Source organism: Paracoccaceae bacterium (assembly GCA_019454225.1).
In the GTDB taxonomy this organism is placed as follows: Bacteria; Pseudomonadota; Alphaproteobacteria; order Rhodobacterales; family Rhodobacteraceae.
On the sequence record CP075370.1, the window covers coordinates 94,932 to 120,804 of the forward strand.

A 25,873-nucleotide genomic window follows, 5' to 3' on the forward strand; every position below is an offset into this window, starting at 1 on the left:
AAGGGTTGACGGGACGCCGCAGATCATATTACTTAGCAAAATGACTAACCATTCGCCCGCCTCCCGCTTTCATGCCCTTGCCGATCCCACGCGGGCCGCCATCGTGGCGCAGCTTGCGGCGGGCGACGCACCGGTGGGGGCACTGGCGGCACCAACCGGCCTTCGGCTGCCGACGGTGCTGCGGCACCTGCGGGTGCTCGAGGATGCAGGGCTGGTGACGACCGGCAAGGCAGGGCGACAGCGCCTCTGCCGGCTGAACGCGCAGGCCCTGCGCGACACCGAGGGCTGGATCGCCGCGCGGGCGGCGGAATGGGAGGCCCGGCTGGACCGCATGGACCGGCTGGCCGCGACACTCGACACGATGGAGACGCTGATGGAACCGCTCGGCCCCTACGATCTGGAAATCACCCGCCACCTCAAGGCCCGCCGGGCAGCGGTCTGGCGGTGCTGGACCGAACCTGCGCTGATGGAGCAGTGGTTTTGCCCGCGACCCTGGCGCGCGACCGACATCGAGATCGACCTGCGCCCCGGCGGCAGGTTCCGCAGCATCATCCGCGGACCCGAGGGCGAGGTGTTCGACAACGCGCCCGGGTGTTTCCTGGACGTGCAGCCGATGGACCGCCTGGCCTGGACAAGTGCGCTCGGCCCTGGCTGGCGGCCGGTCCTGACACCGCCCGAAGGCTTTGCGATGACCGCGATCATGACCTTCCGCGACGCGCCCGAAGGCGGCACGATCTATCACGCCCGCGCCCTGCACGCGACACCGGAGGGAAAGACCGCGCACGAGGCGATGGGCTTCCATGACGGCTGGGGGGCGGCGGCGGCGCAACTGGACGAACTGGCGCTGACGCTCTAGCGGCGCGTCTCGCGCCAGAAGACATACAGCCCGGACCCGCAGATCAGGGCGATGCCGGCCCAGGCCGTGCCGTCGGGCCATTCCCCGAACACGGCAAGGCCCCAGCCGATCGACAGCGGGATCGCCACATACTCGAACGGCGCGGCCAGCCCGGCCTCGCACAGCCGGTAGGCCTGGGCGATCAGCAGGCCGCCGATGGCGGAACCCAGGCCTGTGGCGATGAAGATCGGCCAGTCGGCTGTTGCAGGCCAGATCCAGGCGCGGAACAGGAAGGCCAGCGAGGGGTCCGACGACCCGGCAAGCCGCCCGTCGCCAAAGGCAAGTCCCATCGCCCCCGACGCGATCAGGAAGGTGATCTGGGTGTAGAAGGTCATCGAGACCGCGCTTTCCGATCCCTTCATCAGACGTGTCATCATGTGCATCAGGGCATAGGCCAGCGCAGAAACCAGCGGCAGGATGACCGCCCAGGCGAAAGCCCCGCCCGGGCGCAGCATCACCACCACCCCCAGAAGGCCGATGGTCACCGCCGCCCACCGGCGGGGGCCGACCCTTTCGCCCAGCAGCGGCACGGAAAGCGCAGTGATCAGCAGCGGCGCGACAAAGAAGATCGCCACGGTGTCCGCCAGCGGCAGCGCCGCAAGCCCCAGGAAGTAGCACAGGTTCGAAAAGACCACGAAGCCGCCGCGCAGGAACTGCCGCCCCAGATGGCGGCTGTGCAGCGCACGCCACCCCCCGTGAAAAGGCAGGATGAACAGCAGCATGAACACCAGGCCGACGACCGTGCGGGTCATCACCACCTGATGCAGGGCATAGTCGCCCGACAGGAACTTGATGGCCGTGTCATTGACCGAGAAGGCAACCGAGGCGCCAATGGCGCAAAGGATGCCGATGCGGGTCTGGCGCGATATGTCGGGGGCAGGAACAGTGGTCATGCGGGCAGAACACCCCGGCGTGCGGCGCGCGTCTGTTCCGAAGGCGACACCGCGCGGGGTTTGCGCCACCACGACCGACCGCCCGACGCGCTGCACCGGGGGGGGATCAGCGCGGCGTCGCGATGGCCGCCCGCAACACGCGATCCAGGGTGTCGAGAAACCGTGACCGGTCGGCCTTTGAATAAGGGCGTCCGCCACCCTGCCGGAACGGATCGGCGGCCCGCAGGTCGGCCATCAGGTCGCGCGTGGCCAGCACCTGGCCGATGTTGCGCCCGTCCAGCAGGTCACCGCCATGCCGGACCACCCGCGCCCCGGCCGCCACGCATCGCGCGGCAAGCGGGATGTCGGCGGTCACCACCACGTCTCCGGGTCCCGCACGCTCCGCAATCCACTTGTCGGCCTCGTCCGGGCCATCGGGCACGAACACGCTTTCCACCAGCGGATTCGCCGAGGGCCGGATGCCGCCGTTCGACACGACCAGCACCCGCACCCCCAATCGGGACGCCACGCGCTCGGCCTCGGCCTTGACCGGGCACGCGTCGGCATCGAGGAACAGTCGGCTCTCAGGCATAGAGCGCCTCGGCATGAAAGCCGACGTGATCCTGCATGAAGGTCGAGACAAAGAAATAGCTGTGGTCATAGCCGCGCTGCATGCGGAACACGCCCTGCTGGCGCCTGGCAGCCATGGCCTCGGCCAGCGCCTCGGGCTTCAGCAGGTCAAGGAACTGGTCCTTGGCACCCTGGTCGATCAGCACCGGCCCGTCAAAGCCGCGCCGGCGCATCAGAAGCGTGGCATCGTGGACCGCCCATTTCCCGTCATCCTGGCCCAGATAGGCCGCGAACTGCTTGCGGCCCCAGTCGGACGCGGTGGGATGCGCGATCGGGGCGAAGGCGGACACCGAGCGGAACCGGCCGGGGAACGACATGGCCACGGTCAGCGCGCCGTGGCCGCCCATCGAATGCCCGGTGATGCCCTGCCGCGCCTCGTCGACGGGAAAGGCCGAAAAGATCGCTGAGGGCAGTTCCTCGGTCACATAGTCCCACATGCGGTAATGCGGCGCCCAGGGCCGCTCGGTCGCGTTCACGTAGAAGCCTGCGCCCTGCCCCAGGTCGAAGGCCGGATCGTCCGCCACGCCCTCGCCCCGGGGCGAGGTGTCGGGAAACACGAGCGCGACACCCAGTTCCGCCGCGTGGGCCTGCGCGCCCGCCTTGACCATCGCGTTCTCATGCGTGCAGGTCAGGCCGGACAGGTACCACAGCACCGGCACGGCGCCATCCTCGGCCTGCTCGGGCAGGAACAGGCCGAAGGTCATGTCACAGCCCGTGGCCTCGCTGCGGTGCGAATAGACCCCCTGAACGCCCCCGAAGGCACGGTTTTCGCTGATGGTTTTCATGGTTCACTCCCTGTCACCCAGGCAATCACGGCTGAGACGGTCACGATGCTGACCGCCGTAGATATCAGGATACTGGCCGAGACGCGCTGCGGCGCCACGCCATAGTGCTGCGCCAGGATGTAGACATTCCCTGCAACCGGCAGCGCTGCCGCGGCCACCATGACGCCCGCGCGTTCCCGATCGACGTTGAACAGCACGAAGGCACCAAAGGCAACGGCGGCGGGATGCAGGACCAGCTTGCAGAACGACAGCCAGGCCGCCACCTGCATCCGTTCGGCCGACTTCGTGGCCAGCGATGCACCGATGGCGAACAGCGCGCCCGGGGTCGCTGCGGCACCCAGAATGCCCAGGAAATCGTTCAGCGGGCCGGGAACCGGAAACCCGGTTGCGGCCCAGAACAGGCCCAGCGACATCGACACGATCATCGGGTTCTTCAGCAGCCCGACCCCCAGAACCCGGATGATCGCCAGCGACATCCGCCCCTCGCGCCGGGCGGTCATCACCAGCGTGATGATCGAGGAGAACACGATCAGGTCGATGGCCAGGACCAGCAGCACCGGCCCCGCCGCCTGCGGCCCCAGCAGGACCACCAGCATCGGCACGCCCAGGAACCCGGTGTTGCCGATGACCGCCACCTGCGCCTCGACCGCCGCCTCCTCGGTGGTGATGCCGCGCCAGAACGCGACACCCATCGCGATGGCATAGACAACCCCGCAGCCCCACAGATAGGCCAGCGCAAAGCGGGTATCCCAGATCTCGGCCAGCGACAGGTTCGCGGCAAAGCGGAACAGCATGGCCGAAAGTGCAAAGTAGAACACGAACTTGGTCAGGTAGGCCGTGGCCTCGGGCGTGAAGAACCGCACCCGGCCCGCCCAATACCCAAGCCCGATCAGCGCGAAGAAGGGCAGGGTTTTCAGAAGGATCGGCAGCATGAGGGCCCCTGGCGCGCGGCGGTGCAGCATCAGCGTTTCACGGGTGGCGCCCAAGCGCAACCCGGCGCCGGAACGCGGGTGGCGGGCGGCGGGCCTTGGCGCTAGCCTTGGCGGGTGCGGTTGACGGAAGGGGTCCGGCGATGCTGCCCGGGGTGATCCTGGCGGGGGGACGTGCCACGCGGATGGGCGGGGGCGACAAGGGCTTTCGCGTGGTGGCCGGGCGGCGGCTGATCGAGCATGTGGCGGAGCGCATGGCAGGCCAGTGCGCGCCCCTGGCAATCAGCGCCAACGGCGATCCGGCGCGGTTCTCGGACCTGCGGCTGCCGGTGCTGGCCGACAGCCTGCCCGGCCACCCCGGGCCGCTTGCCGGGGTGCTGGCGGGGATGGACTGGGCCTTTGCGCGGGGTGCCGGGGCGATCGTGACGGCGGCGGCCGACACGCCGTTCCTGCCGCGCGACCTGGCGGAACGGCTGCGGGCCTTTGCCGGGCCCTCGGGCCTGTGCCTTGCGGCCAGCGCGGACGTCGGGGCGCGGGTGCAGCGGCATCCGACCTTCGGCCTGTGGCCGGTCGCGCTGCGCGATGACCTTCGGGCGGCGCTGCGCGGCGGATTGCGCAAGGTGATGGACTGGGCGGATGGCCACGGGGCGGGAACAGCGGTGTTCCCGGCCCTGCCCCATGACCCGTTCTTCAATGTCAATACACCGGAAGACCTTGTTCTGGCAGAGGAAATGGCACGGTCATGAAGGTCTTCGGGATCGTCGGATGGAAGAACTCGGGCAAGACCACGCTGACGGTGCGGCTGGTGGCCGAGATGGTGGCGCGGGGTCTGACCGTTTCGACGGTGAAGCACACCCACCATGCGGCGGAGGTGGACCATCCGGGCCATGACAGTTTCCGGCACCGGCAGGCGGGGGCAGCGCAGGTGATCCTGTCCTCGCCAGTCCGCTGGGCGCTGATGACCGAGCTGCGGGCAGGTGGCGAGCCGCCGCTGGCGGAACTGCTGGCACGGCTGGCGCCCGTCGATCTGGTGCTGGTGGAGGGCTACAAGCACGCGGCGCATCCCAAGGTCGAGACACACCGCGTGGAAACCGGCCAGCCCCTGCTGGCCCCCGACCATCCCAGCATTCGCGCGGTCGCGTCGAACGGAACGCCGGATGCAGGGGTTCCGCGGTTCGATCTGGACGATGTCGCCGGGGTCGCCGGATTCATCCTGCGCGAGCTGGGGCTGTGACCTTCGACCGGGTGGCGGTGGTTGACTGGTCGGCGGCGCGGGGACGGCGGCGCGGTCGGGATTCGATCTGGATCGGGGTGGCCGACGCGGCGGGGGTGAGCGCCGAGAACCTGCCGACGCGCAGCGCAGCCGAGGCCCGGCTGGACGCCATGATTGCCGGAGGCGGCGGACGGATGCTGATCGGAGCGGATTTCGCCTTTGGCTATCCGGCGGGGTTCGCCCGGGCGCTGACCGGGCAGGACCAGGCGCTTGCGCTGTGGGGCTGGCTGGCGGCGCGGGTGCAGGAGCTGCCCGGAGACGGCAGCAATTTCAGGGATATAGCGGCGCTTGCCAATCGTTCGCTGGCGGCGGCCGGGCCGTTCTGGGGCAATGGCGAGCGGGCGGACACGCCCGGGCTGCCGCGCACCCGCCCGCCGGTTCCTGCCGGTCTGGCCCCGCATCGGGTGACCGAGATCGCGGCGCGGGCCGGCGGGGCCCAGCCGAAATCGGTGTGGCAACTGGCCGGGGCCGGGGCGGTGGGGGCGCAGGCGCTGACGGGGATTCCGGTGCTGTGGCGGCTGCGGAACCGGCATGCGGGACGGGTGGCGGTCTGGCCCTTCGAGCCCTGCGGGCAAGCGCAGGTGGTGCTGGCCGAGGTCTATCCGTCACTGCTGGCCCGGGAGGTCCGGGCGGCGTCGGGGCCGGACAGCGTGCCGGACGAGGTTCAGGTGCGGCTGCTGGCCGAATGCCTGTTCCGGCTGGGGCGGCAGGGCCGGATGGGCCGGTTGCTGCAACCCGGGGCCGCGCCGGGGGTGCTGGCCGAGGAAGGCTGGATCCTGGGGGTGGGCGCCGAGGCGCTGTTGCGCGGCGTGGCGGAGGACATCCGCCACGGGGGTGATTCGAATCGGGGTTAATGCCGGAAACGGCTGGATTTTCCGTGTCCGGCATCCGTCCGGTTCGCGTCTGGTCTGCGTATGGCTTCCGTCCCGACAGGGCGCGCGGGGGCGGGGGTGTCAACGCAACGCGCGGTGGTCGGGGGACCGGTCAGCCCCGTCGGATCAGCCCCGGCGGATCAGCCATGACCGGTGGGTGGGCGTTTCCTCGGTCGACAGCAGGTCGTGCCCGGCCTCGCGGCAGAAATGCGGAACATCGACCAGCGCCGCAGGGTCGGTGGCGATCAGCCGCAATACCTGGCCCGGGGCCATGCCCAGCAGGCGCTTGCGCGCCTTGAGCACCGGCAGCGGGCAAAGCAGCCCCGAGGCATCGAGTTCGGCATCCCACGTCATGCCGCCATCGCTAGGGGAAGGGGTGGCGATTGTCCATCGCGGGGCGGCAGCGCGACCGGCCCTGCCCCGGTCAGCGGTGCCGGGCCGCCCCGGTCCGCCGGTGGCGCCGCAGTGCCGGAATTCCGGTTTGCAGCATCAGCCAGATGTCGAGGCAGAGATTGCGCCGCCGCTGGTAGATCAGGTCGAGCCGGGCCTTGCGGGGCACGCAGGCCCGGGCATAGACCGCATCGGTTTCGGCGGCCGTGCGGCAGCGGGCCAGCAGCATCTCTTCATGCCGGTGATAGCGCAGGGTGGCCAGACCGGTGATGCCGGGCCGGGACCGCAGGACCTGTGCGTAGAGATCGGGGAAGCGTTCGACATATTCCCGCAGCGGCGGGCGCGGACCGACAAAGGACATGTCGCCCCGGATCACGTTCCACAGCTGCGGCACCTCGTCGAGCCGGGTGCGGCGCAGGAAGCGGCCTGCGGGGGTGATGCGCGCGGACTTGTCGGCGCCGGTCACGCCGCGTTCGTCGGGGGCCAGCGTCATGGTCCGCAGTTTCCACAGGCGGAACGGCCGGCCCGGGGCGTGCATCCGTTCGGCCACGTAGAACAGCGGGCGGCCCTGCGTGATCACAAGCCAAAGCAGGACCAGCGAGAACGGCAGCGCCAGCACGGCCGCCAGCAGCAGTGCGCTGGCCAGATCGAGGGCGCGCTTGGCGGGGGTCATGGCGGGGCCCCGGTCAGGTCGCGCCACTCGCGCACCATGGCCGCAGGGTCGGAGGCATCACCGGGAAGCGGCACCAGCGCCCGCAGGCGCGCGGTGTCGAAGGTGACGGCGGGAATGACCGCGGGATCGGGCGGGCCGAAGGCCCAGGGCAGACCGGCCGCCCGCAACAGATCGGCCATCGCAAGGGGGCGCGGTGCCGCGATGTTGAGCGCCCGGGGCAGGGCCTTGCCCGCCGCCGCCCGGGCCGCAAGGGCGGCCAGCACCGCGGCCAGCGACCGCGGGCCGATGTAGGACCGCAATGGCCCGCCCGACGTGCCCGGAACCGGATCGAGCGTGACGGGCTGACCCGGCGGGCGGGCACGGCCGAGCAGCGCGTCGCAGCCCGCGACATTGCCGATGCGCAGGAAGGTCAGCCCCGGCCCGCCACCGCGCGCCATGCGTTCGGCAGCGGCGGATTCCATCGCCAGCTTGGCCGCGCCATAGGCCGAGGGCGGCCGCAGGGGCGCATCCTCGTCCAGGTCTTCGCCCGGGGCGTAGACCGCAGCCGACGAGGCCAGGAACACATGCCGGGCGCCGCCGTCACGGGCGGCGTCGAGCGCGGCCAGCGCGAGGTGCGTGTTGGCGTCCAGATCGTCGGCCCGGCCCCCGGCAAGACACAGGACCACGCCCTGCGACAGGGGCACCGGGCAGGGTGCCGCAAGGATGTTCCACGGCACGAAGCCGGGGCGGGTGTCGCGGGCCTGCCAGACCGGCGCCAGCGGCCCGCCATCCGGCCAGAAGCGGCGCAGGGCGGTGCCGATCCGGCCCGTGGCGCCGAGGACCAGAAGCGGCGGCACCTATTCGCCCCCCTCCAGCCGGATGCGCAGTGCGCGCAGCACGGGCAGCACCGAGCGCACCCGTTCGGCCCCGAGATCGTCGACCAGATCGCCGATCAGCGGGGCCACGGCCTGCACGGCCGCATCGCGCGCGGCGCGTCCGGCGGGGCTGATCGCGACGAACTTGCGGCGCGCATCGTCCCAGTCGGGGCGGATGTGGATGTGCCCGGCCCATTCCAGCCGGGCAAGCGTGTTGGTCATCGCCCCGCGCGTGACATGAAAGCTGCGGGCAAGCTGCGCGGGGGTGCGTTCCTCGTTCAGGCGGGCGAGGTGGTTCAGCACGCCGAAATGCGACAGTTCCATCCCCTTCGGCAGCACCCTGGAGATGCGGTTGCGGGCAAGCTGGTCGGCCATGAACAGTTCACCGAACAGGGCGACGGCAATATCCTCGGATTTCTCGGCCATCACGGACCCTCGAACGCGCGGTCGTGCAGCAGCGAGGGAACGCGGCCACGGGCGCGGTCGACCTGGGCGAGGTCGATCTCGACAAGGGTGACGCCGGGGGCGGTTCCGGCATCGGCCAGAACCTCGCCCCAGGGGGCCACGGCCAGACTGTGCCCGTGGGTCTGGCGCCCCTTGCCGCCGCCCGCGGGTTCCGGGTGGTGGCCGGTCTGGGCGGGGGCGAGGATGAAGCACCCCGTCTCGATCGCGCGGGCACGCAGCAGGGTTTCCCAATGCGCGGCCCCGGTGAGGTGGTTGAAGGCGGCGGGAACGGTGATCACCTGCGCGCCGGCCTGCGCCAGGCGGCGGTAGAGGTGGGGAAAGCGGATGTCGTAGCAGACGGTCAGGCCGATGCAGGCCAGCGGCGTGTCGGCCAGAACCGCCCGGGCGCCCGGGCGGTAGGCGGCCGATTCGCGGTAGCGCTCGGTCTCGGTCACGTCGACGTCGAACATGTGGATCTTGTCGTAGCGGGCGGCGATGGCGCCGTCGGGCGCGATCAGGAAGGACCGGTTGGCAAACCGTCCGTCGGCATCGCCCGTCAGCACGCCGAGCGATCCGATCAGCAGCCAGCGCCCGGCGCGCGCCGCCTCGGCCCGCAGGGCGGCGAGGGTGGGATCATCCGCCTCGTGGCGCAGGGTGGCGCGCTGATGGTCGCGCACCGAGGACAGGATGTTGGTGCATTCGGGGGTCAGGATCAGGTCGGCCCCGCCGGCCGCAGCCTGCCGCACGGCCGCCACCGTCAGGGGCAGGTTCGCCGCCGGATCGTCGGTCACCGAAAGCTGGATCAGCGCGGCCCGCATCAGCCGGCCAGCAGCGGATCAAGCCGGCCCGCCGCGTCCAGTCCGTGCAGGTCATCCGATCCGCCGACATGCTGCCCGCCGATGAAGATCTGCGGCACGGTGCGCCGCCCGTTCGACCGTGCCAGCATCGCCGCGCGCTGCGCGGGATCGGCGCTGACGTCGATTTCGGTGAAGGCGACGCCCTTGCGCGACAGCAGGCGCTTGGCGGCATGGCAATAGCCGCAGAAGGGGGTGGTGTAGATTTCGACGGGCTTCACGGGACGGGCCTCTGGCGGTTCGGCCAGACCCTACAGGCTTTCAGCGGTCCTTCGCAACGCGCGCCAGTACGGCAACGGCAACATGCGTCGCCCCGGCGGCCAGGCAGGCATCCGCCGCCGCCGCCAGCGTCGCGCCCGAGGTCATCACGTCATCGACCAGCAGCACCGGCCGGTCGCGCAGCAGATGCGCCCGGCGGGGATGGATGCGCATGGCCCCCCGCACATTGGCGAATCGGCCGTCGCGGTTGCGGCCATCCTGCGTGGGGGTGCCGCGGGACCGCAGCAGAAGGTCGGGGCAGTGGTCGATGCCCGCGGTCCGCGCCAGCGCCGCCGACAGCAGCGCCGACTGGTTGTAGCGCCGCCGCAGCAGGCGGAACCAGTGCAACGGGACCGGCGCCGCGATCATGCCGGGTTCGATGACGGGGGCCGCCGCGCGCAGCATCCAGCGGGCGGCAGGCGCGGCAAGGTCCAGCCGGTCGCCGTGCTTGAGCGCCAGCACGAGCTTGCGCCCGTTGTCGCGGTACAGGACGGCGGCGCGGCCACGCGACCAGGGACGCGCGATGGTCAGGCAGTCGTCGCAATGCACGGGATGCCCGGGGTCGGTGCCCGGCAGCGGCACGCCACAGAGATCGCAGACAAGGCCGCCGATGAAGGGCGTGTCGCGCCAGCAGGCGGGGCAGAGCGCGAAATCTTCGGTCACCATCGCGTCGCATGTCAGGCATTGCGGCGGATAGACCGCGCGAAGCACCGCTTGCAAACCCATCCGGCCCCCCTATGGTCCGCGCCATGAGCACGCCACCCCGCCTGACCGACCGCACGGCGCTTGCCCGCAACCGCGCGCGGGCAGCGCGTCAGGGCCTGGCGACCTTCCTGCAGGACGAGGTGATCGCCGAGGTGCAGGAGAGACTGGCTGAGGTTAACAGAACCTTTACGGCCCCCGCCGTGGTGACGCCTTTTCCGGGGTTGTGGCAGGCCGCGATGCCGCAGGCGCGCATCGTCGGGGACGACCCGGTGCTGGATCTGGCGCCCGGGTCGCATGACCTGGTGATCCATGCGCTGTGCCTGCACTGGGCGGACGACCCGGTGGGGCAGGTGGTGCAATGCGCGCGGGCGCTGCGGCCCGACGGGCTGTTCCTGGCGGTGCTGTTCGGCGGCCAGACGCTGCACGAGCTGCGCGCCTGCATGGCGGAAGCCGAGGTTGCGGTGACCGGGGGCCTGTCGCCGCGCGTGCTGCCGATGGCGGAGATCCGCGATCTGGGCGCGCTGCCGGGGCGGGCGGGACTGGCGCTGCCGGTGGCTGACGCCACGACGCGGCGCGTGCTGTATCGGGATGCCGGGCACCTGATGGCGGACCTGCGCGCGATGGGCGAGGGCAACGCGCTTGCCGCACGGCTGCGCCGACCGACGCGGCGCGCGGTGGTGGGCGAGACGGCCGCGCGCTATGGCGCCGCGCATGGCGATGCGGAGGGCCGGATTCCGGCGACGTTCGAGCTTGTCTGGCTGACCGGCTGGGCGGCCCATCCGGACCAGCCGAGGCCGCTGCGCCCCGGGTCGGCCGCGGCCCGGCTGGCGGATGTGCTGGGCACGGCGGAACGCCCCCTGCCCGGCCCGGCCACCCCTGCGACACCGCCGCACGGTTGACCGCGCGGCATCCGGGGTTATCTGACGGGGCAGGAACCCCAGGAACGGAATGACCGCGATGCTTGACGCCAAGCCGGGCGTGGCCCATGCCACCGCGATGACCCGCGCCGAAATTCCCGCCGAAGCCGCCCGCACCCTGCCTGCCGGACAGGGCAGGCTTGCCCATGCCCCCGCCGACCACCCCGCCGTGCGCGAGGCGAAGGTGGGCATCCTGCTGGCCAACCTCGGGACGCCCGACAACTACGACTACTGGTCGATGCGCCGCTACCTGAACGAGTTCCTGTCGGACAAGCGGGTGATCGACTATTCCGCCTGGCTGTGGCAGCCGCTGCTGCAGCTCGTGATCCTGACCAAGCGGCCCTTCAGTTCGGGCGCCAACTACAAGCTGATCTGGAACCACGAGAAGGGCGAGAGCCCGCTGATGACGATCACCCGGGACCAGACCGCCGGGGTGGCGCAGGCGATGGCCGACCGGTTCGGCAACCGCGTCATGGTCGATTTCTGCATGCGCTACGGCAATCCGTCGACCGAATCGAAGGTCCGCGCGATGGTCGAGTCGGGATGCGAGAAGATCCTGTTCTTTCCGCTGTATCCGCATTACGCGGGCGCCACCTCGGCCACCGCGAACGATGCGTTCTTCCGGGCGCTGATGAAGGAAAAGCGGCAGCCTGCCGCCCGGACGGTGCCGGAATACTTCGACCATCCGCTGTACATCGACGCGCTCGCCCAGTCGGTCGAACGCGCCTATGCGGGGCTTGACCACAGGCCCGACGTGCTGGTCGCCAGCTATCACGGGATGCCCAGGCGGTATCTGATGTCGGGCGATCCCTATCACTGCCAGTGCGCCAAGACCTCGCGCCTGCTGCGCGAGCGGATGGGGTGGGCGCAGGGGACGATCGACACCACGTTCCAGTCGGTGTTCGGCCCCGAGGAATGGCTGCGGCCCTATACGGTGGAACATGTCGCCGAGCTTGCGAAGGCCGGGAAGAAGCGAATCGCGGTGATCGCGCCCGCCTTCAGCGCCGATTGCATCGAGACCCTCGAAGAGATCAACGGAGAGATCCGCGAGGCCTTTGAACATGCAGGTGGCGAGAGCTTTACCTACATTCCCTGCCTGAACGACGACGCGGCGCATGTCGCCGCCCTGTCGGCGGTGATCGAGGAGAATCTGGCGGGCTGGCTGCGCTGACCGGCGGGCCCGTCAGTGGCCCTGCGGCCGGGCACCATCCCCTTGCCGGAAAAAACGAAAAAGGCGGCAGGAAACCTGCCGCCTTTTCGCATTCCAGGCGCTTGACGCGCAGGAAATCAGTTCGAAGCCACAGCGGCGGCAACGAGCAGCAGGAGCAGCAGCGGGATCAGGATGCCGCCCGACGAACCGGCGGTTTCCGCCGCGATCACGGGAGCTTCCATGACCGGCTCGGTCAGGCCGCCGGCGAAGGCGGTGGTGGCGGCAGCGGCCAGAACGGCGGCGAGCGCGAGTTTCTTCATAGTAACCTCCAGTTTTCGCACGCAGCCGGTGGTTTCAGAGGCGGCTGCGCGCTCCCAAGTGAATACCTCGTAAGTGGTGTGTAACCAGAGGTTTGCGCAGAAAGCAATGCGCCAGATGGACGGCAGGCGGGCGCGCGCAAGCTGTCGTCAAATCCGCAACACCTTTGCGCAGTCTGGATGCGAGCCGCCGATTTTTCGGACATTTGGCCCGACTATGTGCCCGGGTGGAACGCGAATGGCTGCACGACTGCCCAACCGATGGGCAAAGGCACGCCGCGCGAGGGAATCGCGGCGCTTTGGCGGGACCTTGCGGATCGGCCGGAGTCAGATCAGCAGAACCTGCGTTCCGACGCGCGTCAGGTCGAACAGTTCGACGATATGCTCGTTGTAGAGCCCGATGCAGCCGTTCGATGACCGGCGCCCGATCTTGCGCGTGTCGTGGGTGCCGTGAATCCGGTAGTAGGTCCACGACAGGTACAGCGCGCGCACGCCCAGCGGGTTGTCCGGCGCCCCGCCCGGCACCATGTCGGGCCATTCGGGGTTGCGTTCGCGCATCGCGGGCGTCGGACGCCACGGCGGGTTCACCACCTTCTGCACCACCTCGGTCCGGCCGCGCCGCGTCAGATCCTCGCTGAGCGGCACGGAGGTCGGATAAAGCCGATAGATCGACTGGTCCTCGGACCAGAAATGCAGGGCGCGCGAGGTCAGGTCGACAAGGACGGCGCCGCCGCGCGTGCTGTCGAAATACTGCCGCCAGTCGAGCATCCGGAAGCTCGACACGTTGTTGCGGACGCTGGACGAGGCGCCGGGAACGAACTCGGTCGAGCCGTCCATCGCCAGCGCGGGTGCGGCAAGCCCCACCGCAGCCGTCGCGGCCGATCCGAGTATGACGCCGCGCCGCGTGATCCGCGGAACCGGACTGGATGACATTCGGGTGTTTCCTTCTGCTCTTTTGGCTGCATTCTACCCGTGCCGCAGCGGCGCGGCAACACACGCGCCCGTCAGCAGACCCCTTGGGCCAATTCCCGCGAAGGGCATTTGAATCACCCGCCCTGCCGGGATATGCAGCGGAAAACCGGGAGCCGGACAGGTTCCGCAGCAGGTGGGGCCATCATGCAGGGTGTCTGGGCAGCGTTGACGGTGACGGTCTTGCTTGCGGGGTGTGCCACCGCGCCGGCAGTCAGGATCGGCCCGGACGGCAAGCCTCTGCCGCAGGTCTACCGGATCACAGCCGACCAGAACGCGCGCATCCCCTTCCGGATGCTCGATTCGGTCAACGCGCTGCGGTCGGCCGGGGGGGCTCCGCCGCTGTCACTGAACGCGCAACTGAACGCCGCCGCCGCCACGCATGCCCGCGACATGTCGGTGCAGAACCGCCCCTGGCACTTCGGGTCGGACGGGTCGTCGCCCTTCGACCGGGTGCGTCGCGTGGGCTATCCGGGGCAGTTGCGGGGCGAGCTGCTGTCGGAAACCTTCGAGACCGAGTTGCAGACGCTGTCGGCCTGGATGGCGCAGCCCGACACGCGGGCCATCGTGCTTGACCCTGCGGCGCGCGAGATGGGGTTTGCCTGGTTCCAGGAAGCGAACGGCAAGATCTGGTGGACGATGGTGACGGGCGGCTGAAGGGCCGCCCGCCCGGACGTCAGGGGCGGATCAGGATGGGCGTGCCATCCTTCACCATGGCGTAGATGTCTTCCATCTCGCGGTCGGTCACCCAGATGCAGCCTTCCGTCCAGTCGCCGCGATGGCGGGCGTGACGCTGACCCTTGCCATGGATGAAGATGTCGCCGCCCGGGTTCTTGCCCTGCGCCTTGGCATAGGCGCGGTCATCTGCGTTCGGATAGGAGATGCCGATGGACAGGTGGAAGCGGCTGTTGGGGTTCCGGCGGTCGATGGTGTACCAGCCCTCCGGCGTCTTGCCGTCGCCTTCGAACTGCTTGTGGCCCGTCGGCGCGAAGCCGAGACCGATGCGATAGGTGCGCAGCACGTCATGGTGGTGGAAAAGCTGCATCCGGCGGTCGGCCTTGTAGACGACGACGCGCGTGACCTCGGGGCCGGAGTAGCTGCGAAACTTGGAGGGCGGCCCGCAGGACGCCAGCAGCGCCACGAGCCACAACCCGATCAGAAACCGTATCACCCGCATCCGCCTGCCCGATCTTTTTCCAAGCCGATAGACCGGTTCGCCGGTTTGGCAAAGCTCAAACGGTCTTGTCCCCGATCACGGGCGCGTCATCAGATGCAATCCCGGGCAGGTCCGCCTGCGCCGGCGGTCCGAGTGGCCCGGAGACAGGCGCCGCAGGCGGCAGCCTGACCTCGATGGCGCGCAGACGCTCCAGCACCTCGTCCCGGAAGGCGTCGGTTTCCTTGTCGCTGTCCTCGGAGGCCGCTTCCTGAAGCGAGTTAACCACAAGACCGACGAACAGGTTCACCGTGGCGAAGGTGGTCATCATGATGAAGGGCACGAAGAAGGCCCAGGCATAGGGAAATTCCTTCATCACCGGGCGCACGATGCCCATCGACCAGGATTCGAGCGTCATGATCTGGAACAGCGAATAGGCGGACTTGCCGATCGTGCCGAACCATTCGTCGAACACAGCCCCGAACAGCTTGGTGCCCATGACCGCGCCGATGTAGAAGATCATCGCCAGCAGCAGCATGACCGACCCCATGCCCGGCAGCGCACGCACGAGGCCATCGACCACCTTGCGCAGACTGGGAGAGACCGAGACCACGCGGAACACCCGCAGGACGCGCAACGCGCGCAGGACCGCAACGGGCCCCGACGACGGGATCAGCGCGATGACCACCACGATCAGGTCGAAGATGTTCCAGCCCGACCGGAAGAAGCGCGGGCCGAAGGCATAGAGCTTCACCGCCAGCTCGGCCACGAACACCGCCAGGCACAGGCTGTCGAGGAACAGCACGGCGGGGCCGACATAGTTCATGATGGTGGGCGATGTATCGAGGCCAAGCAGGAATGCGTTGAACACAATCACCCAGATGATCACGTTCTGCACGCGATCTGAGTTGATCCACTCGGCGATCCGTTCCCGCATGCGAAAATTCCGTCAGGGCTGACCTGCGCGTGTCTTATCCGCAAGTCGGAACGCCGCCGCAAGCTCAACGTGCGGTGACCAGCGAAACTGATCAACGGGTTGCACCCATTCGGGCACATATCCGGCCTGCACCAGACGCCGCGCATCCCGCGCGAATGTCGCGGCATTGCACGAGATCATCGCCACCACCGGCACGCGGGCACGCGCGATGCGGTCGGTCTGGGCCTCGGCCCCGGCGCGGGGCGGGTCGATCACCACGGCGTCGAAACCGGCCAGTTCGCCCGGTTCCAGCGGGCGGCGGAACAGGTCGCGCGCCTCGGTCGTGACGCGGCGCAGGCCCGGTGTCTGGCGCCAGGCACGGTCGAGCGCGGCGACCATGGCGGCATCGCCCTCGACCGCGTGAACCTCGGCGCCTTCCGCCAGCGGCAGGGCAAAGGTGCCGCAGCCTGCAAAAAGATCGGCCACCCGCGCGGCATCGCCGACGATGCGCCGCACGGCCGCGACGAGCGCGGACTCGCCTTCGGCGGTCGCCTGCAGGAAGGCGCCGGGTGGCGGGACCACGCGCGCCCGGCCCATCGCCTGAAACGGCGGCGCCCGCAGCGCGACCGTCTCGCCATCCCAGGTCAGGCGCGCGACGGCCTGCGCCTCGGCCAGCCGCGCAAGGCCAAGCCGCAGCGCGGCGTCGGCGGGCTTGCCGCCGGTCACCGCGATGTCGGGCCCGGCCGGACCGATCGTCACCGTGACCGACATCTCGCCCGTGCGCGAGCCGCCGATCCGGGCGAGGTCCTCGACCGCCGGCAACGCCGCCATGACGCCCGGATGCAGCACACGGCATCCCGGCACCGGAATGATGGTGTCGGACCCTTTCATGTGAAACCCGGCCAGGGCGCCCGATTTCGTGCGCCGTGCCGACAGCGTGGCGCGGCGGCGCGATGCGGGTGGCGAGGTCAGGATCGGCAGGACCGGCGCGGTCAGCCCCTGCCCGGCCAGCGCCCCGGCCACGATCCCCTCTTTCCACCGCGCCACCAGATCATCGCCCGCGTGCTGCATGCTGCATCCGCCGCAGGTGCGGGCATGCGCACAGGGCGGGCGCACCCGGCCGGTCACGGGGGTGACGATGCGCAGGTCGGTCAGGCGGTCGCCCGTCACCGTTCCGGCGACCACCTCGCCCGGCAGGGCGCCAGCGGCGAACAGCGGGCCATCCGGCCCCTCGGCGATTCCGTCGCCCAGATGCCCAAGCCGAAGGATCGTGAAGGTCACTCGGCCGCCGCCTCCACGGCATCGTCGGTGCCGATGAAGCCGCCCGACTGGCGGTTCCAGTAGCGAGCATAGAGCCCGCCACGGCGCAGCAGTTCCTCGTGGCTGCCTTCCTCGACGATGCGGCCGTCATCCATCACCACGATCCGGTCCATGGCCGCGATGGTGGACAGGCGATGCGCGATGGCCAGCACCGTCTTGCCCTCCATAACCTTCGACAGGCTTTCCTGGATCGCGGCCTCCACCTCGCTGTCGAGGGCGCTAGTCGCCTCGTCGAGAACGAGGATGGGCGCGTCCTTGAGGATCGTCCGCGCCAGGGCGATCCGCTGGCGCTGCCCGCCCGACAGCTTGACCCCGCGTTCGCCCAGGAATGCCTCGTAGCCCCGGCGACCCTGGTGATCGAGCATGCCCTCGATGAATCCATGGGCCTCGGCCGCCCGCGCGGCCTCCAGCAGTTCATCCTGCGTCGCATCGGGGCGGCCATAGAGGATGTTGTCGCGGGCCGACCGGTTGAACATGGCCGTGTCCTGCGTGACCATGCCGATGTTGCGCCGCAGGCTTTCCTGGGTCACCCCGCGCACGTCCTGCCCGTCGATGAGCACGCGGCCGGTTTCGGTGTCATAGAGCCGCAGCAGCAATGCCACGAGCGTCGATTTGCCCGCGCCCGAGGCACCGACGATGCCGATCTTCTCGCCCGGGCGGACGGTCAGCGTGAGGTCGCGCACACCGCCACGGCGGCGGCCGTAGGCAAAGTTCACGCCCTCGAACCTGACCTCGCCCTGCACCCGGGTCAGTTCCCGCGCATCCGGCCCATCGGCCAGCGCGTGCGGCGCCGACAGGGTGCGCATGCCGTCCTCGACCTCGCCCACCGAGGTATAGATCGACATCAGCGTGAAGCTGACCCAGCCCGACATCTGCGCGATCCGCATCGAGATCGCACCGGCCGCCGCGATGGACCCGGCAGTGGCTGCGCCCTGCTGCCACAGGATCACCGTGCCGCCGATCAGCATCACCGGCAGAACCCCCGCCAGCGTCATCAGCGACAGCCGGAACCAGGTGGAAATCACGCCGAACTCCAGGCTGCGGGCGCGGAACACCTCCATCGCGCGCAGGGCCACCTTGTCCTCGAACGCCGCATGCGCGAACAGCTTCACCGTCTTGATGTTGGTGATCGTGTCCACGACCTGGCCGGTCACCATGGCGCGGGCACTGGCGCGTGCCGCCGAATTGACCCGGACCCGGGGCATGAAGAAGCGGATCAGCGCCAGATAGGCCACCAGCCATACCGCCAGCGCCACGGCCACCCGCCAGTCGATCACCAGAAGGAACACCACCGACCCGATCACCGAGGCCAGGGCGAAGAACACGGTGTTGATGACTTCGGTCGCCACGTCGGTGACGGCGCGCGCCGCCTGCATCTGCTTTTGCGCGATCCGGCCGGCAAAATCGTTGTCGAAGAAGGTCACCGCCTGCCCCAGCGTCCAGCGATGCAGCCGCGACAGGACCAGTGGCAGGACATTCGGCCCGACGACCACCGAGTTCGACGCCGAGGACAGGCCGAAGGCAAGCGGGCGCAGGACGAGGTAGAACAGCAGGAAACCCAGCAGAAGCGGCCAGTGCGATGCAAAGAACGCCTCGGGCCCGGCCGCCAGCGCCGCGTCGATGACCCAGCCCAGGATCAGGGCCGACACCACCTCGGTCGCGCCCGCGATCCCGGACAGGAGACCCGCCAGCCACAGCATCGGCCAGGACCCCCTGAGGCACCACCGCATGAACGGCGCCAGTTGCTGCGGCGGCGGGCCCTCGGCCGGTGCGAAGGCGTCGATCATGTCGCCGAGGCGCCGGAAGACATTCATTCCGCCGCCTCGTCGATGCCGATGAACCCGCCGGACTGCCGCGCCCAGAAACGGGCATACAGGCCCTCCTTGGCGATCAGCGCGTGATGGGTGCCCTGCTCGGCCACGGCGCCGTCGTCCAGCACCACGATCCGGTCCATCGCCGCGATGGTGGACAGGCGGTGCGCGATGGCGATGACGGTCTTGCCCTGCATCACGCCGTAAAGCGTGTCCTGGATCGCCGCCTCGACCTCGCTGTCGAGCGCCGAAGTCGCCTCGTCCAGAATCAGGATGGGCGCGTCCTTGAGGATCACGCGCGCCAGCCCGATCCGCTGCCGCTGCCCGCCCGAGAGCTTGACGCCCCGCTCGCCCACATGCGCGTCATAGCCGCTGCGGCCGGAGGGGTCTTCCAGCCCCAGGATGAAATCATGCGCCTCTGCCCGCTTCGCCGCCTCGATCATCTGCGCCTCGGTGGCATCCGGACGTCCGTAAAGGATGTTGTCGCGCACCGACCGGTGCAGCAGCGAAGAATCCTGCTGCACCATGCCGATGGCATGGCGCAGCGAATCCTGCGTCACATCGCGCACGTCCTGGCCGTCGATCAGGATGCGCCCGCCTTCGGCATCGGTCAGCCGCAGGATCAGCCGCACCAGGGTTGATTTCCCCGCGCCGGACCGGCCCACGACGCCGATCTTCTCGCCCGGGGCCACGGTCAGCGTGACGTCGCGCAGCCCGCCCGAACCGCGCCCGTAGTGATGGCTGACACCCTGCACCTCGATCCGGCCCTCGGTCAGGGCAAGGGGCTTCGCGCCGGGCCGGTCGACCAGCGTGACCGGCTGCGTGATGGTTTCCATCCCCTCGGCCACGACGCCGAGCGCCTGGACCAGCGAGGACGTCGCCCACATGATCCAATAGGTCATGTTGTTCAGCCGCAGCACCAGGGCGGTGGTGGCCGCCACGGTGCCGACACTGGCCGCACCCTGATACCACAGGGCGATGGCCCATCCGGTCACCGCGACGATCAGCACGCCGTTCAGGCAGGTCAGCGCCAAGTCCATCCGCGTGATGATCCGCATCTCGTACTGGAACTTGGAACGTGCGGTCTCGATCGCCTCGCGCGCGTAGGACAGTTCGCGGTCGTGATGCGCGAACAGCTTCACCGAATGGATGTTGGTGTAGGCATCGACCACGCGCCCGGTGACCGCCGAGCGCGCATCCGAACTTGCCTTGGACGCCGGGCCGGCGTGACGGATCGTCCAGCGGACGAGCGCGATGTAGAGGCCGAACCAGACCACCAGCGGCAGCATCAGCCGGGGGTCGGCATCGCCCAGCATGATGCCCGCGCCGATCACGGTGACGATGCCGAAGGCGACCGCGTCGAAGGTCTGGAACACCGCGTCGCCGGCCGCCGGGGGGGTCTGCATGATGCGGTTGGCGATGCGGCCCGCAAAATCGCTTTCGAACCAGCCGACCGGCTGGCGCAGCACGTGGTTGTGCGCGCGCCAGCGAATCATCGTGCCGAAGTTGGGCAGGATGGTGTTGTGCAGCAAGGCCACATCGGCGCCTGCCAGGATCGGCCGCAGGATCAGGATCGCGGCGGCGACCAGCAGCACCTCGGTTCCGTATTCGGCCCAGACCTGTGCCGGCTCGCCAGCCGCCAGCACGTCGACCAGCCGCCCCACATACCAGATCAGCGCCACGTCGCCCGCCGCCACGACAACCGACAGCAGCCCCGTGACCGCAAAGACCTTGCGGAACGGGATCACGTAGTCCTTGAGGAACGGCCAGAGCCGCCGGGGTGGCGTGTCGGTGGCCGGCCAGGGTTGGTAGGGGTCCACCAGCCCTTCGAAAAAGCGGAACATGGCTGCGGCTTTCCGTCCGGTTGCCTCGGGCATATAGCCCGAAGCAGGGGCGAGGGAAACCATCAGGAAAGCAATTCGTCGCGCGTCAGGCGGAAATCCGAGGCGATCCAGCGATCCTCGAGCAGGCGCAGCCGGTCGCCGATGGCAGGGCCGGACAGCGCCGGCATCAGATCGGCCGCCCGCACGGGAAACCGCGCGGCGGCGCCGCGGGCGATCTCTGGCTGCCACCCGGGCGGCAGCGGCATTCCCGTCAGGGCGGCGCGCAGCAGCAGGGCGTCGGCCGCGTCACCCGCACCCAGCCGGTACCCCAGGACCGCCGCGCCCTGCCCGCCGGCCGCACCGTCACGCAGCGCATCCAGCGCCGCAGCCTCGGCCCGGCTGAGGCGCAGCGCGGTGTCGACGCCCTCGCCACCGAGCGCCGCGAGCCGCCGCAGCCAGCGGATCGTCGCGTCGCCCTCCAGATGCACCAGCACCGGCAAGGCGCGCGCATCCGCCCCCGGCAGAACGCGCGCCAGAACCCCCGCCGCCGCCATCGCGGCGACGGCGGGCGCCGGATCGGGGGCCGACAGCAGCCTTCGCATCTCGGCCCCGAGCCTTTCGCGCGACAGCCTGTCGATGCCATCGGCAAGTGCGGCGCAGGCCGCCAGCCCGTCGGGATCAAGTCCGTCGCGCCCATACCAGGCGTGAAAGCGGAAGAACCGCAGGATGCGCAGATAGTCCTCGGCAATCCGCGCCTGCGGATCGCCGACGAAACGCACGCGGCCCGCCATCACGTCCTGCAGGCCGTGCAGGGGGTCGATCACCGCGCCGCCCGCCGTGCAGTAAAGCGCGTTCATCGTGAAGTCGCGCCGGGCGGCATCGTCGCCGATGCGGTCGGAAAAGGCGACCACCGCGCGCCGACCGTCGGTTTCGATGTCGCGGCGGAACGTCGTGACCTCATGGGCGATGCCGCCCGAAACGACCGTCACCGTGCCATGGTCGATGCCGGTGGGCACCACGCGCAGCCCGGCGCGCTCGGCCAGCCGTGTCACCACCTCGGGACGGGCGCCGGTCGCGATATCCACGTCATGCACCGGCTGGCCCAACAGGGCATTGCGCACGCAGCCGCCCACCGCCAGCACCTGCGCACCATCTGCCGCGAGCGCGGCGAACACCGCCCGGGTTTCGGCCCGGGTCAGCCAGTCGCCGGTGACGATCATGGCGCCAGCCGTTCGGCAAGCCCCCGGAGTATCCGCGCGGTGGCGCCCCAGATGTAGTAGGGTCCCCATGGCACCGTGTAGTAGCGCCGCCATTCGCCCCGCCAGCGGCGGCGTTCGATGCGGAACTGCGCCGGGTCGGTGACATGGTGCAGCGGAACGGTGAAGATCTCGTCCACCTCGCCCTGTTCCGGGGTCGGGTCGAAATCGCCCCGGACATGCGCCAGGATCGGCAGCACGCTGAACCCGGTGACCGTCTCGTGCGGCGGAAGGTGACCCAGCACCTCGACCAGCCCGCGGGGCAGGCCGATCTCCTCGGCCGCCTCGCGCAGCGCGGCGTCCTCGGGCGTCTCGCCCGGCTCCAGCTTGCCCCCCGGAAAGGCGATCTGGCCCGGGTGGTGCTTCAGCGCCGAGGACCGCTTGGTCAGGATCACCCGGTCGCCCTGCACCGCCACCAGAACGGCGGCAGGCCGCAGAACCCGGCCCGGCGGCAGGATCACCCCCGGGTTCAGGTCGAAATCCGACGATGCGGACAGGGGCCGGTCAAAGGCCCGGCGCAAGCCCTCAGGCCCCATCCCCCACCGCCTTCTTGGCCTCGAAGCCCAGCGTCTCGGGGTCCATGTCGTAATGCGCGCCGCAGAACTGGCAATCGGCGGTAACGCGGCCCTCGGGCGTGGTCATGTGGCGGATGTCCTTGGCCGAGTAGATCGACAGCGACTGCCGCACCCGGTCTTCCGAGCAGGAACACCCGAAACGGATGGGCTGCGCATCGAAGACGCGCGGCTCCTCCTCGTGGAACAGCCGGACCAGCAGTTCGGTGGGCGCGACCGACGGCCCGACCAGTTCGATCTCCTCGGCGGTATCGAGAAGCATGTTGGCGCGCGACCAGTCCTCGCCCGCGTCCCCGGACAGGATATCGGCATGGTGCAGCAGCCCGCCCTCGCCCGATCCCGCCTCGGCGGCGACGCCGCCGACCCGGGGCATCGACTGCAACATCACGCCGCCCGCACGCCACTGCGCCACCTGGCCCGGCAGCGTGCTTCTGCCGAAGGACAGCGCAAAGCGCGTCGGCAGCTGTTCGGACTGCGCGAAATAGGTCTCGGCGCAGGCGGAAAGCGACCCGCCCGCGATCGGTGTGATGCCCTGGTAGGGCGCCATGCCCTCACCCTGGTCGATCAGGATGGCGAAGTAGCCTTCGCCGATCTGGCTGAACGGATCGGCCGCCGGGTCAAGGCGTGCGGGATCGAAGCTGGCATAGGCACGAATGCGCGCGGGGGCACCGTCGGCATCGGGACCGTAGTAGTCGGTCGCGATGATGCGCGCCGGACCGTTGCCGCGCACCTGCAGCGACAGCTTCCACCGCAGTTTGATCGACTGGCCGATGAGCGCGGTCAGAAGCGCCGCTTCCGCGACCAGCGCCTCGATCTGTGGCGGATAGCGGTGCTGGCGCAGCACATCCTCCAGCGTTCCGTCAAGCCGCGCCACGCGGCCGCGGATGTCGGACCGGTCAAGCTGGAAGGGCAGGACGGTATCGTCCCATGCAATCTGAGAACCAAGAGTCATGCGGGGTGTCCCGAAGCCAGTGTGTTGGGGGGTTTTCCCGGAGGCTGCCTCCGGGCATACCGCGTTCATATAGGTACGGCAACCACGGGACCAAGGGCATGATCCGACGTTACGGCGAGGCAGTCCGGGCCACGCGACACTATCGCAGGCGCCCTGGTGTCTACGCGATCCTGCTGCGCGGTGACAGCATACTGGCGACCCACCAGGCGGAACCGCAGCCGGAGTTCCAGCTTCCCGGCGGCGGAATCGACGCCGGCGAACAGCCCGTCGCCGCACTGCACCGCGAGGTCTACGAGGAAACCGGGTGGCACATTGGCGGCCTGCGCCGTCTGGGCGCCTTCCGGCGGTTCACCTACATGCCGGAGTATGACCTGTGGGCCGAAAAGGTCTGCACCGTCTATCTGGCCCGCCCGCTGCGCCGCGTCGGACCACCGACCGAGGCCGGGCACACGGCGGTCTGGCTGCCGGTCGCCGAGGCGCTGACGCTGCTGGGCAACCCGGGCGACCGGGCGATGCTGGCGCGTGCCGCGGGCGGCTGAGGCCGGTCAGCCGGAGTATCGGAACAGCGCGCCCGACACATCGTCGGGAAACTCGTCCTGACCCGCATGGCGCGACAGGGTCCAGACCAGCGCCTCGATCAGGGCATCGTCGGGCAGGGCCCGATGATCGCGCAGGAAGGCCGCCAGCCCCGCCTGTCCGAAATCCCCCTCTGGCCCCGGACATTCCGTCACCCCGTCCGACATCAGGAACAGGCGGTCACCCGGCTGCAGATACGCCTCGACCCCGGTCCATGTCGCAGCGGGGATCAGGCCGATGGGCAATCCGCCCTCGCCCAGGAACTCGACCTGACCATCGGCGCGCAGGATGGCGGGATGCGGATGGCCCGCCTGCACCAGCCGGACGCGGCCGGTTGCAAGGTCGACCTCGGCATAGGCGAGCGTGAAATACTGGTCGACCCTGAAATCCTCGATCATCATGCGGTTGAAGCGCAGCGCGACCTCCTCGGGCGGCCAGGCAACCCGCCGGCCGTCCCGTGCCGTGGTCAGCGCGATGTTCTGTTCCGGCGATGACCCCGACAGCAGTCCCGCCAGCCGCGCGGTCATCATCGCCGAGGCGATGCCATGGCCGGACACGTCGACGGAATAGAGCGCGACCTGCCGCGCGTTGATCGGAAAGAACCCGACCAGATCGCCCCCGACACGGCCGGACGGGCGCAGCAGCGCGGTTGCCTGCCCACGCCCGAAGTCACGCTGCCGTTCGCGCACCAGCGTGTCCTGCAGCTTGCGCGCCTCGACCAGGTCGCGGTCCAGCGAATCATAGACGGCCTGCAGTTCCGCCAGCGTCGCTCCGACCAGCCGGTTCTTTTCCAGCAGTTCGGCCTGCATGCCGATGACGCGCTCGCCGGCACGGAGCCGCGCCCGCAGCTCGCCGGGGTTCACGGGCTTCGACAGGAAATCGTCGGCGCCGCCATCCAGCCCGTCGGCAACCTCGGCCTTCTCCGATTTGGATGTCAGCAGAATGACATAGCCATATCGCCGCTGCGGCAGCGCCCGGAACGCCCGCACGAAGTCCAGCCCCGACATGCCGGGCATCACCCAGTCGGATATCACCATGTCGAATTCCTGCGCGGCGCAGAGCGCCAGCGCCTCCTCGCCTGATGCCGCCTCGGTCACCCGATAGCCGCCGCGCATCAGCGCCACAGAAAGAACACATCGCTGCGCCTTGCTGTCATCGACAACCAGAATGTGACGCGGGGAAACAGGCGGTCGCGCCGGATCCGGCATCAAGAAGGGGGCGAACGATTGACGCAAGGGAACCTCCTGTCGCGCGACAGCGTATCCCCCGCCGGGATTAAGAGAGGGTGAAGCCTAAAATGCGGCGTGAAGAACAGTCCGGGGGTTACGGGACATTAAGCCCGATGCCATGTCATGGGGTCGGGGAACGGGGCGACGGCAAGGGGTGCTGGCGATGATCGATTGGTCGAGACTTGAGGAGCTGACAGCCGAAATCGGAACCGACGCGGTGACCGAGGTGGTGGCGCTGTTCCTGGATGAGGCGGACGGCGTGGCCGCCCGCCTGCCCGAGACGCTGCCCGACAGCGTCGAGGGCGAGCTGCATTTCCTCAAGGGTGCGGCGCTGAACCTGGGCTTCACCTATCTGGCGCAGTTGTGCGCGGCGGGCGAACGCAGCCCGTATACCGCCGATCTGGATGCGGTGGTGGAATGCTACCGGCAGTCGAAGGACCTGTTCCTGTCGGGCATTTCGAAACGGGCGGCGGCCTGA

Annotated in this window: 31 protein-coding genes and 1 pseudogene; 10 read left to right on the plus strand and 22 right to left on the minus strand. The window is 69.6% G+C overall.

All coding sequences use genetic code 11. The annotated features are described in order from the left end of the window. Window positions 1-40: 40 nt before the first annotated feature. Window positions 41-337, plus strand: a pseudogene (locus KF887_00475) (winged helix-turn-helix transcriptional regulator). A 36-nt stretch (window positions 338-373) separates the two neighbouring features. After that, a complete protein-coding gene (locus KF887_00480) occupies window positions 374-856 on the plus strand; it encodes an SRPBCC family protein (GenBank protein QYK43375.1) in 483 nt (160 codons plus the stop codon). Here the strand turns inward: KF887_00480 and KF887_00485 are convergent. From KF887_00485 to KF887_00500, 4 genes are all read right to left on the minus strand, one after another. Further along, on the minus strand, window positions 853-1,788 hold the full coding sequence (locus tag KF887_00485) for a DMT family transporter (GenBank protein QYK41657.1): 936 nt from the start codon (window positions 1,786-1,788) through the stop codon (window positions 853-855). The genes KF887_00480 and KF887_00485 overlap by 4 nt on opposite strands. A 106-nt stretch (window positions 1,789-1,894) precedes the next feature. Then, window positions 1,895-2,359, minus strand: coding sequence for a YaiI/YqxD family protein (locus KF887_00490; protein QYK41658.1), 465 nt, complete (start codon window positions 2,357-2,359; stop codon window positions 1,895-1,897). After that, window positions 2,352-3,182, minus strand: coding sequence for an S-formylglutathione hydrolase (gene fghA, locus KF887_00495; GenBank protein QYK41659.1), 831 nt, complete (start codon window positions 3,180-3,182; stop codon window positions 2,352-2,354). Before fghA ends, KF887_00490 begins: the two co-directional genes overlap by 8 nt. Next, entirely contained in the window at window positions 3,179-4,114 is a 936-nt protein-coding gene (locus tag KF887_00500; protein QYK41660.1) for an AEC family transporter, read from the minus strand. The genes fghA and KF887_00500 overlap by 4 nt, the downstream gene beginning before the upstream one ends. 140 nt (window positions 4,115-4,254) lie before the next feature. Between KF887_00500 and mobA the strand changes: the two genes are divergently transcribed. The 3 genes from mobA to KF887_00515 are packed head-to-tail and all read left to right on the plus strand — an operon-like array spanning window position 4,255 to window position 6,238. Continuing rightward, window positions 4,255-4,857: a molybdenum cofactor guanylyltransferase MobA gene (gene mobA, locus KF887_00505; protein ID QYK41661.1), complete on the plus strand. Its 603-nt coding sequence runs from the start codon at window positions 4,255-4,257 to the stop codon at window positions 4,855-4,857. Further along, on the plus strand, window positions 4,854-5,345 hold the full coding sequence (gene mobB / locus KF887_00510) for a molybdopterin-guanine dinucleotide biosynthesis protein B (GenBank protein ID QYK41662.1): 492 nt from the start codon (window positions 4,854-4,856) through the stop codon (window positions 5,343-5,345). Before mobA ends, mobB begins: the two co-directional genes overlap by 4 nt. Further along, window positions 5,342-6,238, plus strand: coding sequence for a molybdopterin guanine dinucleotide synthesis (locus KF887_00515; protein ID QYK41663.1), 897 nt, complete (start codon window positions 5,342-5,344; stop codon window positions 6,236-6,238). Before mobB ends, KF887_00515 begins: the two co-directional genes overlap by 4 nt. A gap of 144 nt (window positions 6,239-6,382) precedes the next feature. Here the strand turns inward: KF887_00515 and KF887_00520 are convergent, their stop codons facing one another. The 7 genes from KF887_00520 to KF887_00550 all read right to left on the minus strand — a co-directional run bounded on the left by KF887_00520 (window position 6,383) and on the right by KF887_00550 (window position 10,455). Further along, window positions 6,383-6,610 carry a sulfurtransferase TusA family protein gene (locus KF887_00520; protein QYK41664.1) on the minus strand — a complete coding sequence of 76 codons (228 nt, stop codon included), beginning with the start codon at window positions 6,608-6,610 and terminating at the stop codon, window positions 6,383-6,385. Between the two features lie 70 nt (window positions 6,611-6,680). Further along, the gene (locus KF887_00525; protein QYK41665.1) at window positions 6,681-7,319 is read right to left on the minus strand and encodes a sugar transferase; all 639 of its coding nucleotides are present in this window, start codon (window positions 7,317-7,319) and stop codon (window positions 6,681-6,683) included. Then, complete coding sequence (locus KF887_00530; GenBank protein ID QYK41666.1) at window positions 7,316-8,155, minus strand: NAD-dependent epimerase/dehydratase family protein; 840 nt, start codon at window positions 8,153-8,155, stop codon at window positions 7,316-7,318. Before KF887_00530 ends, KF887_00525 begins: the two co-directional genes overlap by 4 nt. Continuing rightward, on the minus strand, window positions 8,156-8,599 hold the full coding sequence (locus tag KF887_00535) for a MarR family transcriptional regulator (protein ID QYK41667.1): 444 nt from the start codon (window positions 8,597-8,599) through the stop codon (window positions 8,156-8,158). It abuts the gene before it with no gap. Continuing rightward, entirely contained in the window at window positions 8,599-9,435 is an 837-nt protein-coding gene (locus KF887_00540; protein QYK41668.1) for a carbon-nitrogen hydrolase family protein, read from the minus strand. Before KF887_00540 ends, KF887_00535 begins: the two co-directional genes overlap by 1 nt. After that, window positions 9,435-9,692, minus strand: a complete 258-nt coding sequence (grxC, locus tag KF887_00545) for a glutaredoxin 3 (GenBank protein ID QYK41669.1) — start codon at window positions 9,690-9,692, stop codon at window positions 9,435-9,437. Before grxC ends, KF887_00540 begins: the two co-directional genes overlap by 1 nt. A gap of 40 nt (window positions 9,693-9,732) precedes the next feature. After that, on the minus strand, window positions 9,733-10,455 hold the full coding sequence (locus KF887_00550; GenBank protein QYK41670.1) for a ComF family protein: 723 nt from the start codon (window positions 10,453-10,455) through the stop codon (window positions 9,733-9,735). 23 nt (window positions 10,456-10,478) lie between these two features. Between KF887_00550 and KF887_00555 the strand changes: the two genes are divergently transcribed. Next, complete coding sequence (locus KF887_00555) at window positions 10,479-11,333, plus strand: methyltransferase domain-containing protein (protein ID QYK41671.1); 855 nt, start codon at window positions 10,479-10,481, stop codon at window positions 11,331-11,333. Between the two features lie 97 nt (window positions 11,334-11,430). Continuing rightward, entirely contained in the window at window positions 11,431-12,522 is a 1,092-nt protein-coding gene (gene hemH / locus KF887_00560) for a ferrochelatase (protein ID QYK43376.1), read from the plus strand. A gap of 116 nt (window positions 12,523-12,638) precedes the next feature. Here the strand turns inward: hemH and KF887_00565 are convergent, their stop codons facing one another. Both KF887_00565 and KF887_00570 read right to left on the minus strand, forming a co-directional pair. After that, window positions 12,639-12,821 (minus strand): hypothetical protein, encoded by a 183-nt coding sequence (locus KF887_00565; protein QYK41672.1) that lies wholly within the window; start codon window positions 12,819-12,821, stop codon window positions 12,639-12,641. A 324-nt stretch (window positions 12,822-13,145) separates the two neighbouring features. Beyond that, on the minus strand, window positions 13,146-13,751 hold the full coding sequence (locus tag KF887_00570; protein ID QYK41673.1) for a L,D-transpeptidase: 606 nt from the start codon (window positions 13,749-13,751) through the stop codon (window positions 13,146-13,148). Window positions 13,752-13,934: 183 nt separating this feature from the next. Between KF887_00570 and KF887_00575 the strand changes: the two genes are divergently transcribed. Beyond that, window positions 13,935-14,444, plus strand: coding sequence for a CAP domain-containing protein (locus tag KF887_00575; protein QYK41674.1), 510 nt, complete (start codon window positions 13,935-13,937; stop codon window positions 14,442-14,444). 19 nt (window positions 14,445-14,463) lie between these two features. Here the strand turns inward: KF887_00575 and KF887_00580 are convergent, their stop codons facing one another. The 8 genes from KF887_00580 to KF887_00615 all read right to left on the minus strand — a co-directional run bounded on the left by KF887_00580 (window position 14,464) and on the right by KF887_00615 (window position 23,590). Continuing rightward, complete coding sequence (locus KF887_00580; GenBank protein QYK41675.1) at window positions 14,464-14,964, minus strand: L,D-transpeptidase family protein; 501 nt, start codon at window positions 14,962-14,964, stop codon at window positions 14,464-14,466. A gap of 55 nt (window positions 14,965-15,019) precedes the next feature. Next, the gene (locus KF887_00585; protein ID QYK41676.1) at window positions 15,020-15,877 is read right to left on the minus strand and encodes an ion transporter; all 858 of its coding nucleotides are present in this window, start codon (window positions 15,875-15,877) and stop codon (window positions 15,020-15,022) included. A 12-nt stretch (window positions 15,878-15,889) separates the two neighbouring features. Continuing rightward, a complete protein-coding gene (locus KF887_00590) occupies window positions 15,890-17,137 on the minus strand; it encodes a class I SAM-dependent RNA methyltransferase (protein QYK41677.1) in 1,248 nt (415 codons plus the stop codon). Next, complete coding sequence (locus KF887_00595; GenBank protein ID QYK41678.1) at window positions 17,134-18,990, minus strand: ABC transporter ATP-binding protein; 1,857 nt, start codon at window positions 18,988-18,990, stop codon at window positions 17,134-17,136. The genes KF887_00590 and KF887_00595 overlap by 4 nt, the downstream gene beginning before the upstream one ends. Continuing rightward, complete coding sequence (locus KF887_00600) at window positions 18,987-20,831, minus strand: ABC transporter ATP-binding protein (GenBank protein ID QYK41679.1); 1,845 nt, start codon at window positions 20,829-20,831, stop codon at window positions 18,987-18,989. Before KF887_00600 ends, KF887_00595 begins: the two co-directional genes overlap by 4 nt. A 62-nt stretch (window positions 20,832-20,893) precedes the next feature. Beyond that, window positions 20,894-22,030, minus strand: coding sequence for a CCA tRNA nucleotidyltransferase (locus KF887_00605; protein ID QYK41680.1), 1,137 nt, complete (start codon window positions 22,028-22,030; stop codon window positions 20,894-20,896). Beyond that, window positions 22,027-22,602 carry a CoA pyrophosphatase gene (locus KF887_00610; protein QYK41681.1) on the minus strand — a complete coding sequence of 192 codons (576 nt, stop codon included), beginning with the start codon at window positions 22,600-22,602 and terminating at the stop codon, window positions 22,027-22,029. Before KF887_00610 ends, KF887_00605 begins: the two co-directional genes overlap by 4 nt. Beyond that, a complete protein-coding gene (locus KF887_00615; protein ID QYK41682.1) occupies window positions 22,592-23,590 on the minus strand; it encodes an Hsp33 family molecular chaperone HslO in 999 nt (332 codons plus the stop codon). Before KF887_00615 ends, KF887_00610 begins: the two co-directional genes overlap by 11 nt. A gap of 98 nt (window positions 23,591-23,688) precedes the next feature. On the opposite strand from KF887_00615, the gene KF887_00620 reads away from it, so the two are divergent. Further along, window positions 23,689-24,129 (plus strand): NUDIX hydrolase, encoded by a 441-nt coding sequence (locus KF887_00620; protein QYK41683.1) that lies wholly within the window; start codon window positions 23,689-23,691, stop codon window positions 24,127-24,129. 6 nt (window positions 24,130-24,135) lie between these two features. Here KF887_00620 and KF887_00625 read toward each other — a convergent pair whose 3' ends face one another. Beyond that, window positions 24,136-25,374, minus strand: a complete 1,239-nt coding sequence (locus KF887_00625; GenBank protein ID QYK41684.1) for a fused response regulator/phosphatase — start codon at window positions 25,372-25,374, stop codon at window positions 24,136-24,138. Between the two features lie 184 nt (window positions 25,375-25,558). Here KF887_00625 and KF887_00630 point away from each other — a divergent pair, with 184 nt between their 5' ends. Continuing rightward, window positions 25,559-25,873 (plus strand): Hpt domain-containing protein, encoded by a 315-nt coding sequence (locus KF887_00630; GenBank protein QYK41685.1) that lies wholly within the window; start codon window positions 25,559-25,561, stop codon window positions 25,871-25,873.

Excerpts from the sequence above, each read along its gene's own strand:
- KF887_00480 (QYK43375.1), top strand. The coding sequence starts at position 374 with ATGGAACCGCTCGGCCCCTACGATCTGGAAATCACCCGCCACCTCAAG.
- KF887_00485 (QYK41657.1), bottom strand. The coding sequence starts at position 1,788 with ATGACCACTGTTCCTGCCCCCGACATATCGCGCCAGACCCGCATCGGC.
- KF887_00490 (QYK41658.1), bottom strand. The coding sequence starts at position 2,359 with ATGCCTGAGAGCCGACTGTTCCTCGATGCCGACGCGTGCCCGGTCAAG.
- fghA (QYK41659.1), bottom strand. The coding sequence starts at position 3,182 with ATGAAAACCATCAGCGAAAACCGTGCCTTCGGGGGCGTTCAGGGGGTC.
- KF887_00500 (QYK41660.1), bottom strand. The coding sequence starts at position 4,114 with ATGCTGCCGATCCTTCTGAAAACCCTGCCCTTCTTCGCGCTGATCGGG.
- mobA (QYK41661.1), top strand. The coding sequence starts at position 4,255 with ATGCTGCCCGGGGTGATCCTGGCGGGGGGACGTGCCACGCGGATGGGC.
- mobB (QYK41662.1), top strand. The coding sequence starts at position 4,854 with ATGAAGGTCTTCGGGATCGTCGGATGGAAGAACTCGGGCAAGACCACG.
- KF887_00520 (QYK41664.1), bottom strand. The coding sequence starts at position 6,610 with ATGACGTGGGATGCCGAACTCGATGCCTCGGGGCTGCTTTGCCCGCTG.
- KF887_00525 (QYK41665.1), bottom strand. The coding sequence starts at position 7,319 with ATGACCCCCGCCAAGCGCGCCCTCGATCTGGCCAGCGCACTGCTGCTG.
- KF887_00535 (QYK41667.1), bottom strand. The coding sequence starts at position 8,599 with ATGGCCGAGAAATCCGAGGATATTGCCGTCGCCCTGTTCGGTGAACTG.
- KF887_00540 (QYK41668.1), bottom strand. The coding sequence starts at position 9,435 with ATGCGGGCCGCGCTGATCCAGCTTTCGGTGACCGACGATCCGGCGGCG.
- KF887_00550 (QYK41670.1), bottom strand. The coding sequence starts at position 10,455 with ATGGGTTTGCAAGCGGTGCTTCGCGCGGTCTATCCGCCGCAATGCCTG.
- KF887_00555 (QYK41671.1), top strand. The coding sequence starts at position 10,479 with ATGAGCACGCCACCCCGCCTGACCGACCGCACGGCGCTTGCCCGCAAC.
- hemH (QYK43376.1), top strand. The coding sequence starts at position 11,431 with ATGACCCGCGCCGAAATTCCCGCCGAAGCCGCCCGCACCCTGCCTGCC.
- KF887_00565 (QYK41672.1), bottom strand. The coding sequence starts at position 12,821 with ATGAAGAAACTCGCGCTCGCCGCCGTTCTGGCCGCTGCCGCCACCACC.
- KF887_00570 (QYK41673.1), bottom strand. The coding sequence starts at position 13,751 with ATGTCATCCAGTCCGGTTCCGCGGATCACGCGGCGCGGCGTCATACTC.
- KF887_00575 (QYK41674.1), top strand. The coding sequence starts at position 13,935 with ATGCAGGGTGTCTGGGCAGCGTTGACGGTGACGGTCTTGCTTGCGGGG.
- KF887_00580 (QYK41675.1), bottom strand. The coding sequence starts at position 14,964 with ATGCGGGTGATACGGTTTCTGATCGGGTTGTGGCTCGTGGCGCTGCTG.
- KF887_00585 (QYK41676.1), bottom strand. The coding sequence starts at position 15,877 with ATGCGGGAACGGATCGCCGAGTGGATCAACTCAGATCGCGTGCAGAAC.
- KF887_00595 (QYK41678.1), bottom strand. The coding sequence starts at position 18,990 with ATGAATGTCTTCCGGCGCCTCGGCGACATGATCGACGCCTTCGCACCG.
- KF887_00600 (QYK41679.1), bottom strand. The coding sequence starts at position 20,831 with ATGTTCCGCTTTTTCGAAGGGCTGGTGGACCCCTACCAACCCTGGCCG.
- KF887_00605 (QYK41680.1), bottom strand. The coding sequence starts at position 22,030 with ATGATCGTCACCGGCGACTGGCTGACCCGGGCCGAAACCCGGGCGGTG.
- KF887_00610 (QYK41681.1), bottom strand. The coding sequence starts at position 22,602 with ATGGGGCCTGAGGGCTTGCGCCGGGCCTTTGACCGGCCCCTGTCCGCA.
- KF887_00615 (QYK41682.1), bottom strand. The coding sequence starts at position 23,590 with ATGACTCTTGGTTCTCAGATTGCATGGGACGATACCGTCCTGCCCTTC.
- KF887_00620 (QYK41683.1), top strand. The coding sequence starts at position 23,689 with ATGATCCGACGTTACGGCGAGGCAGTCCGGGCCACGCGACACTATCGC.
- KF887_00625 (QYK41684.1), bottom strand. The coding sequence starts at position 25,374 with ATGCCGGATCCGGCGCGACCGCCTGTTTCCCCGCGTCACATTCTGGTT.
- KF887_00630 (QYK41685.1), top strand. The coding sequence starts at position 25,559 with ATGATCGATTGGTCGAGACTTGAGGAGCTGACAGCCGAAATCGGAACC.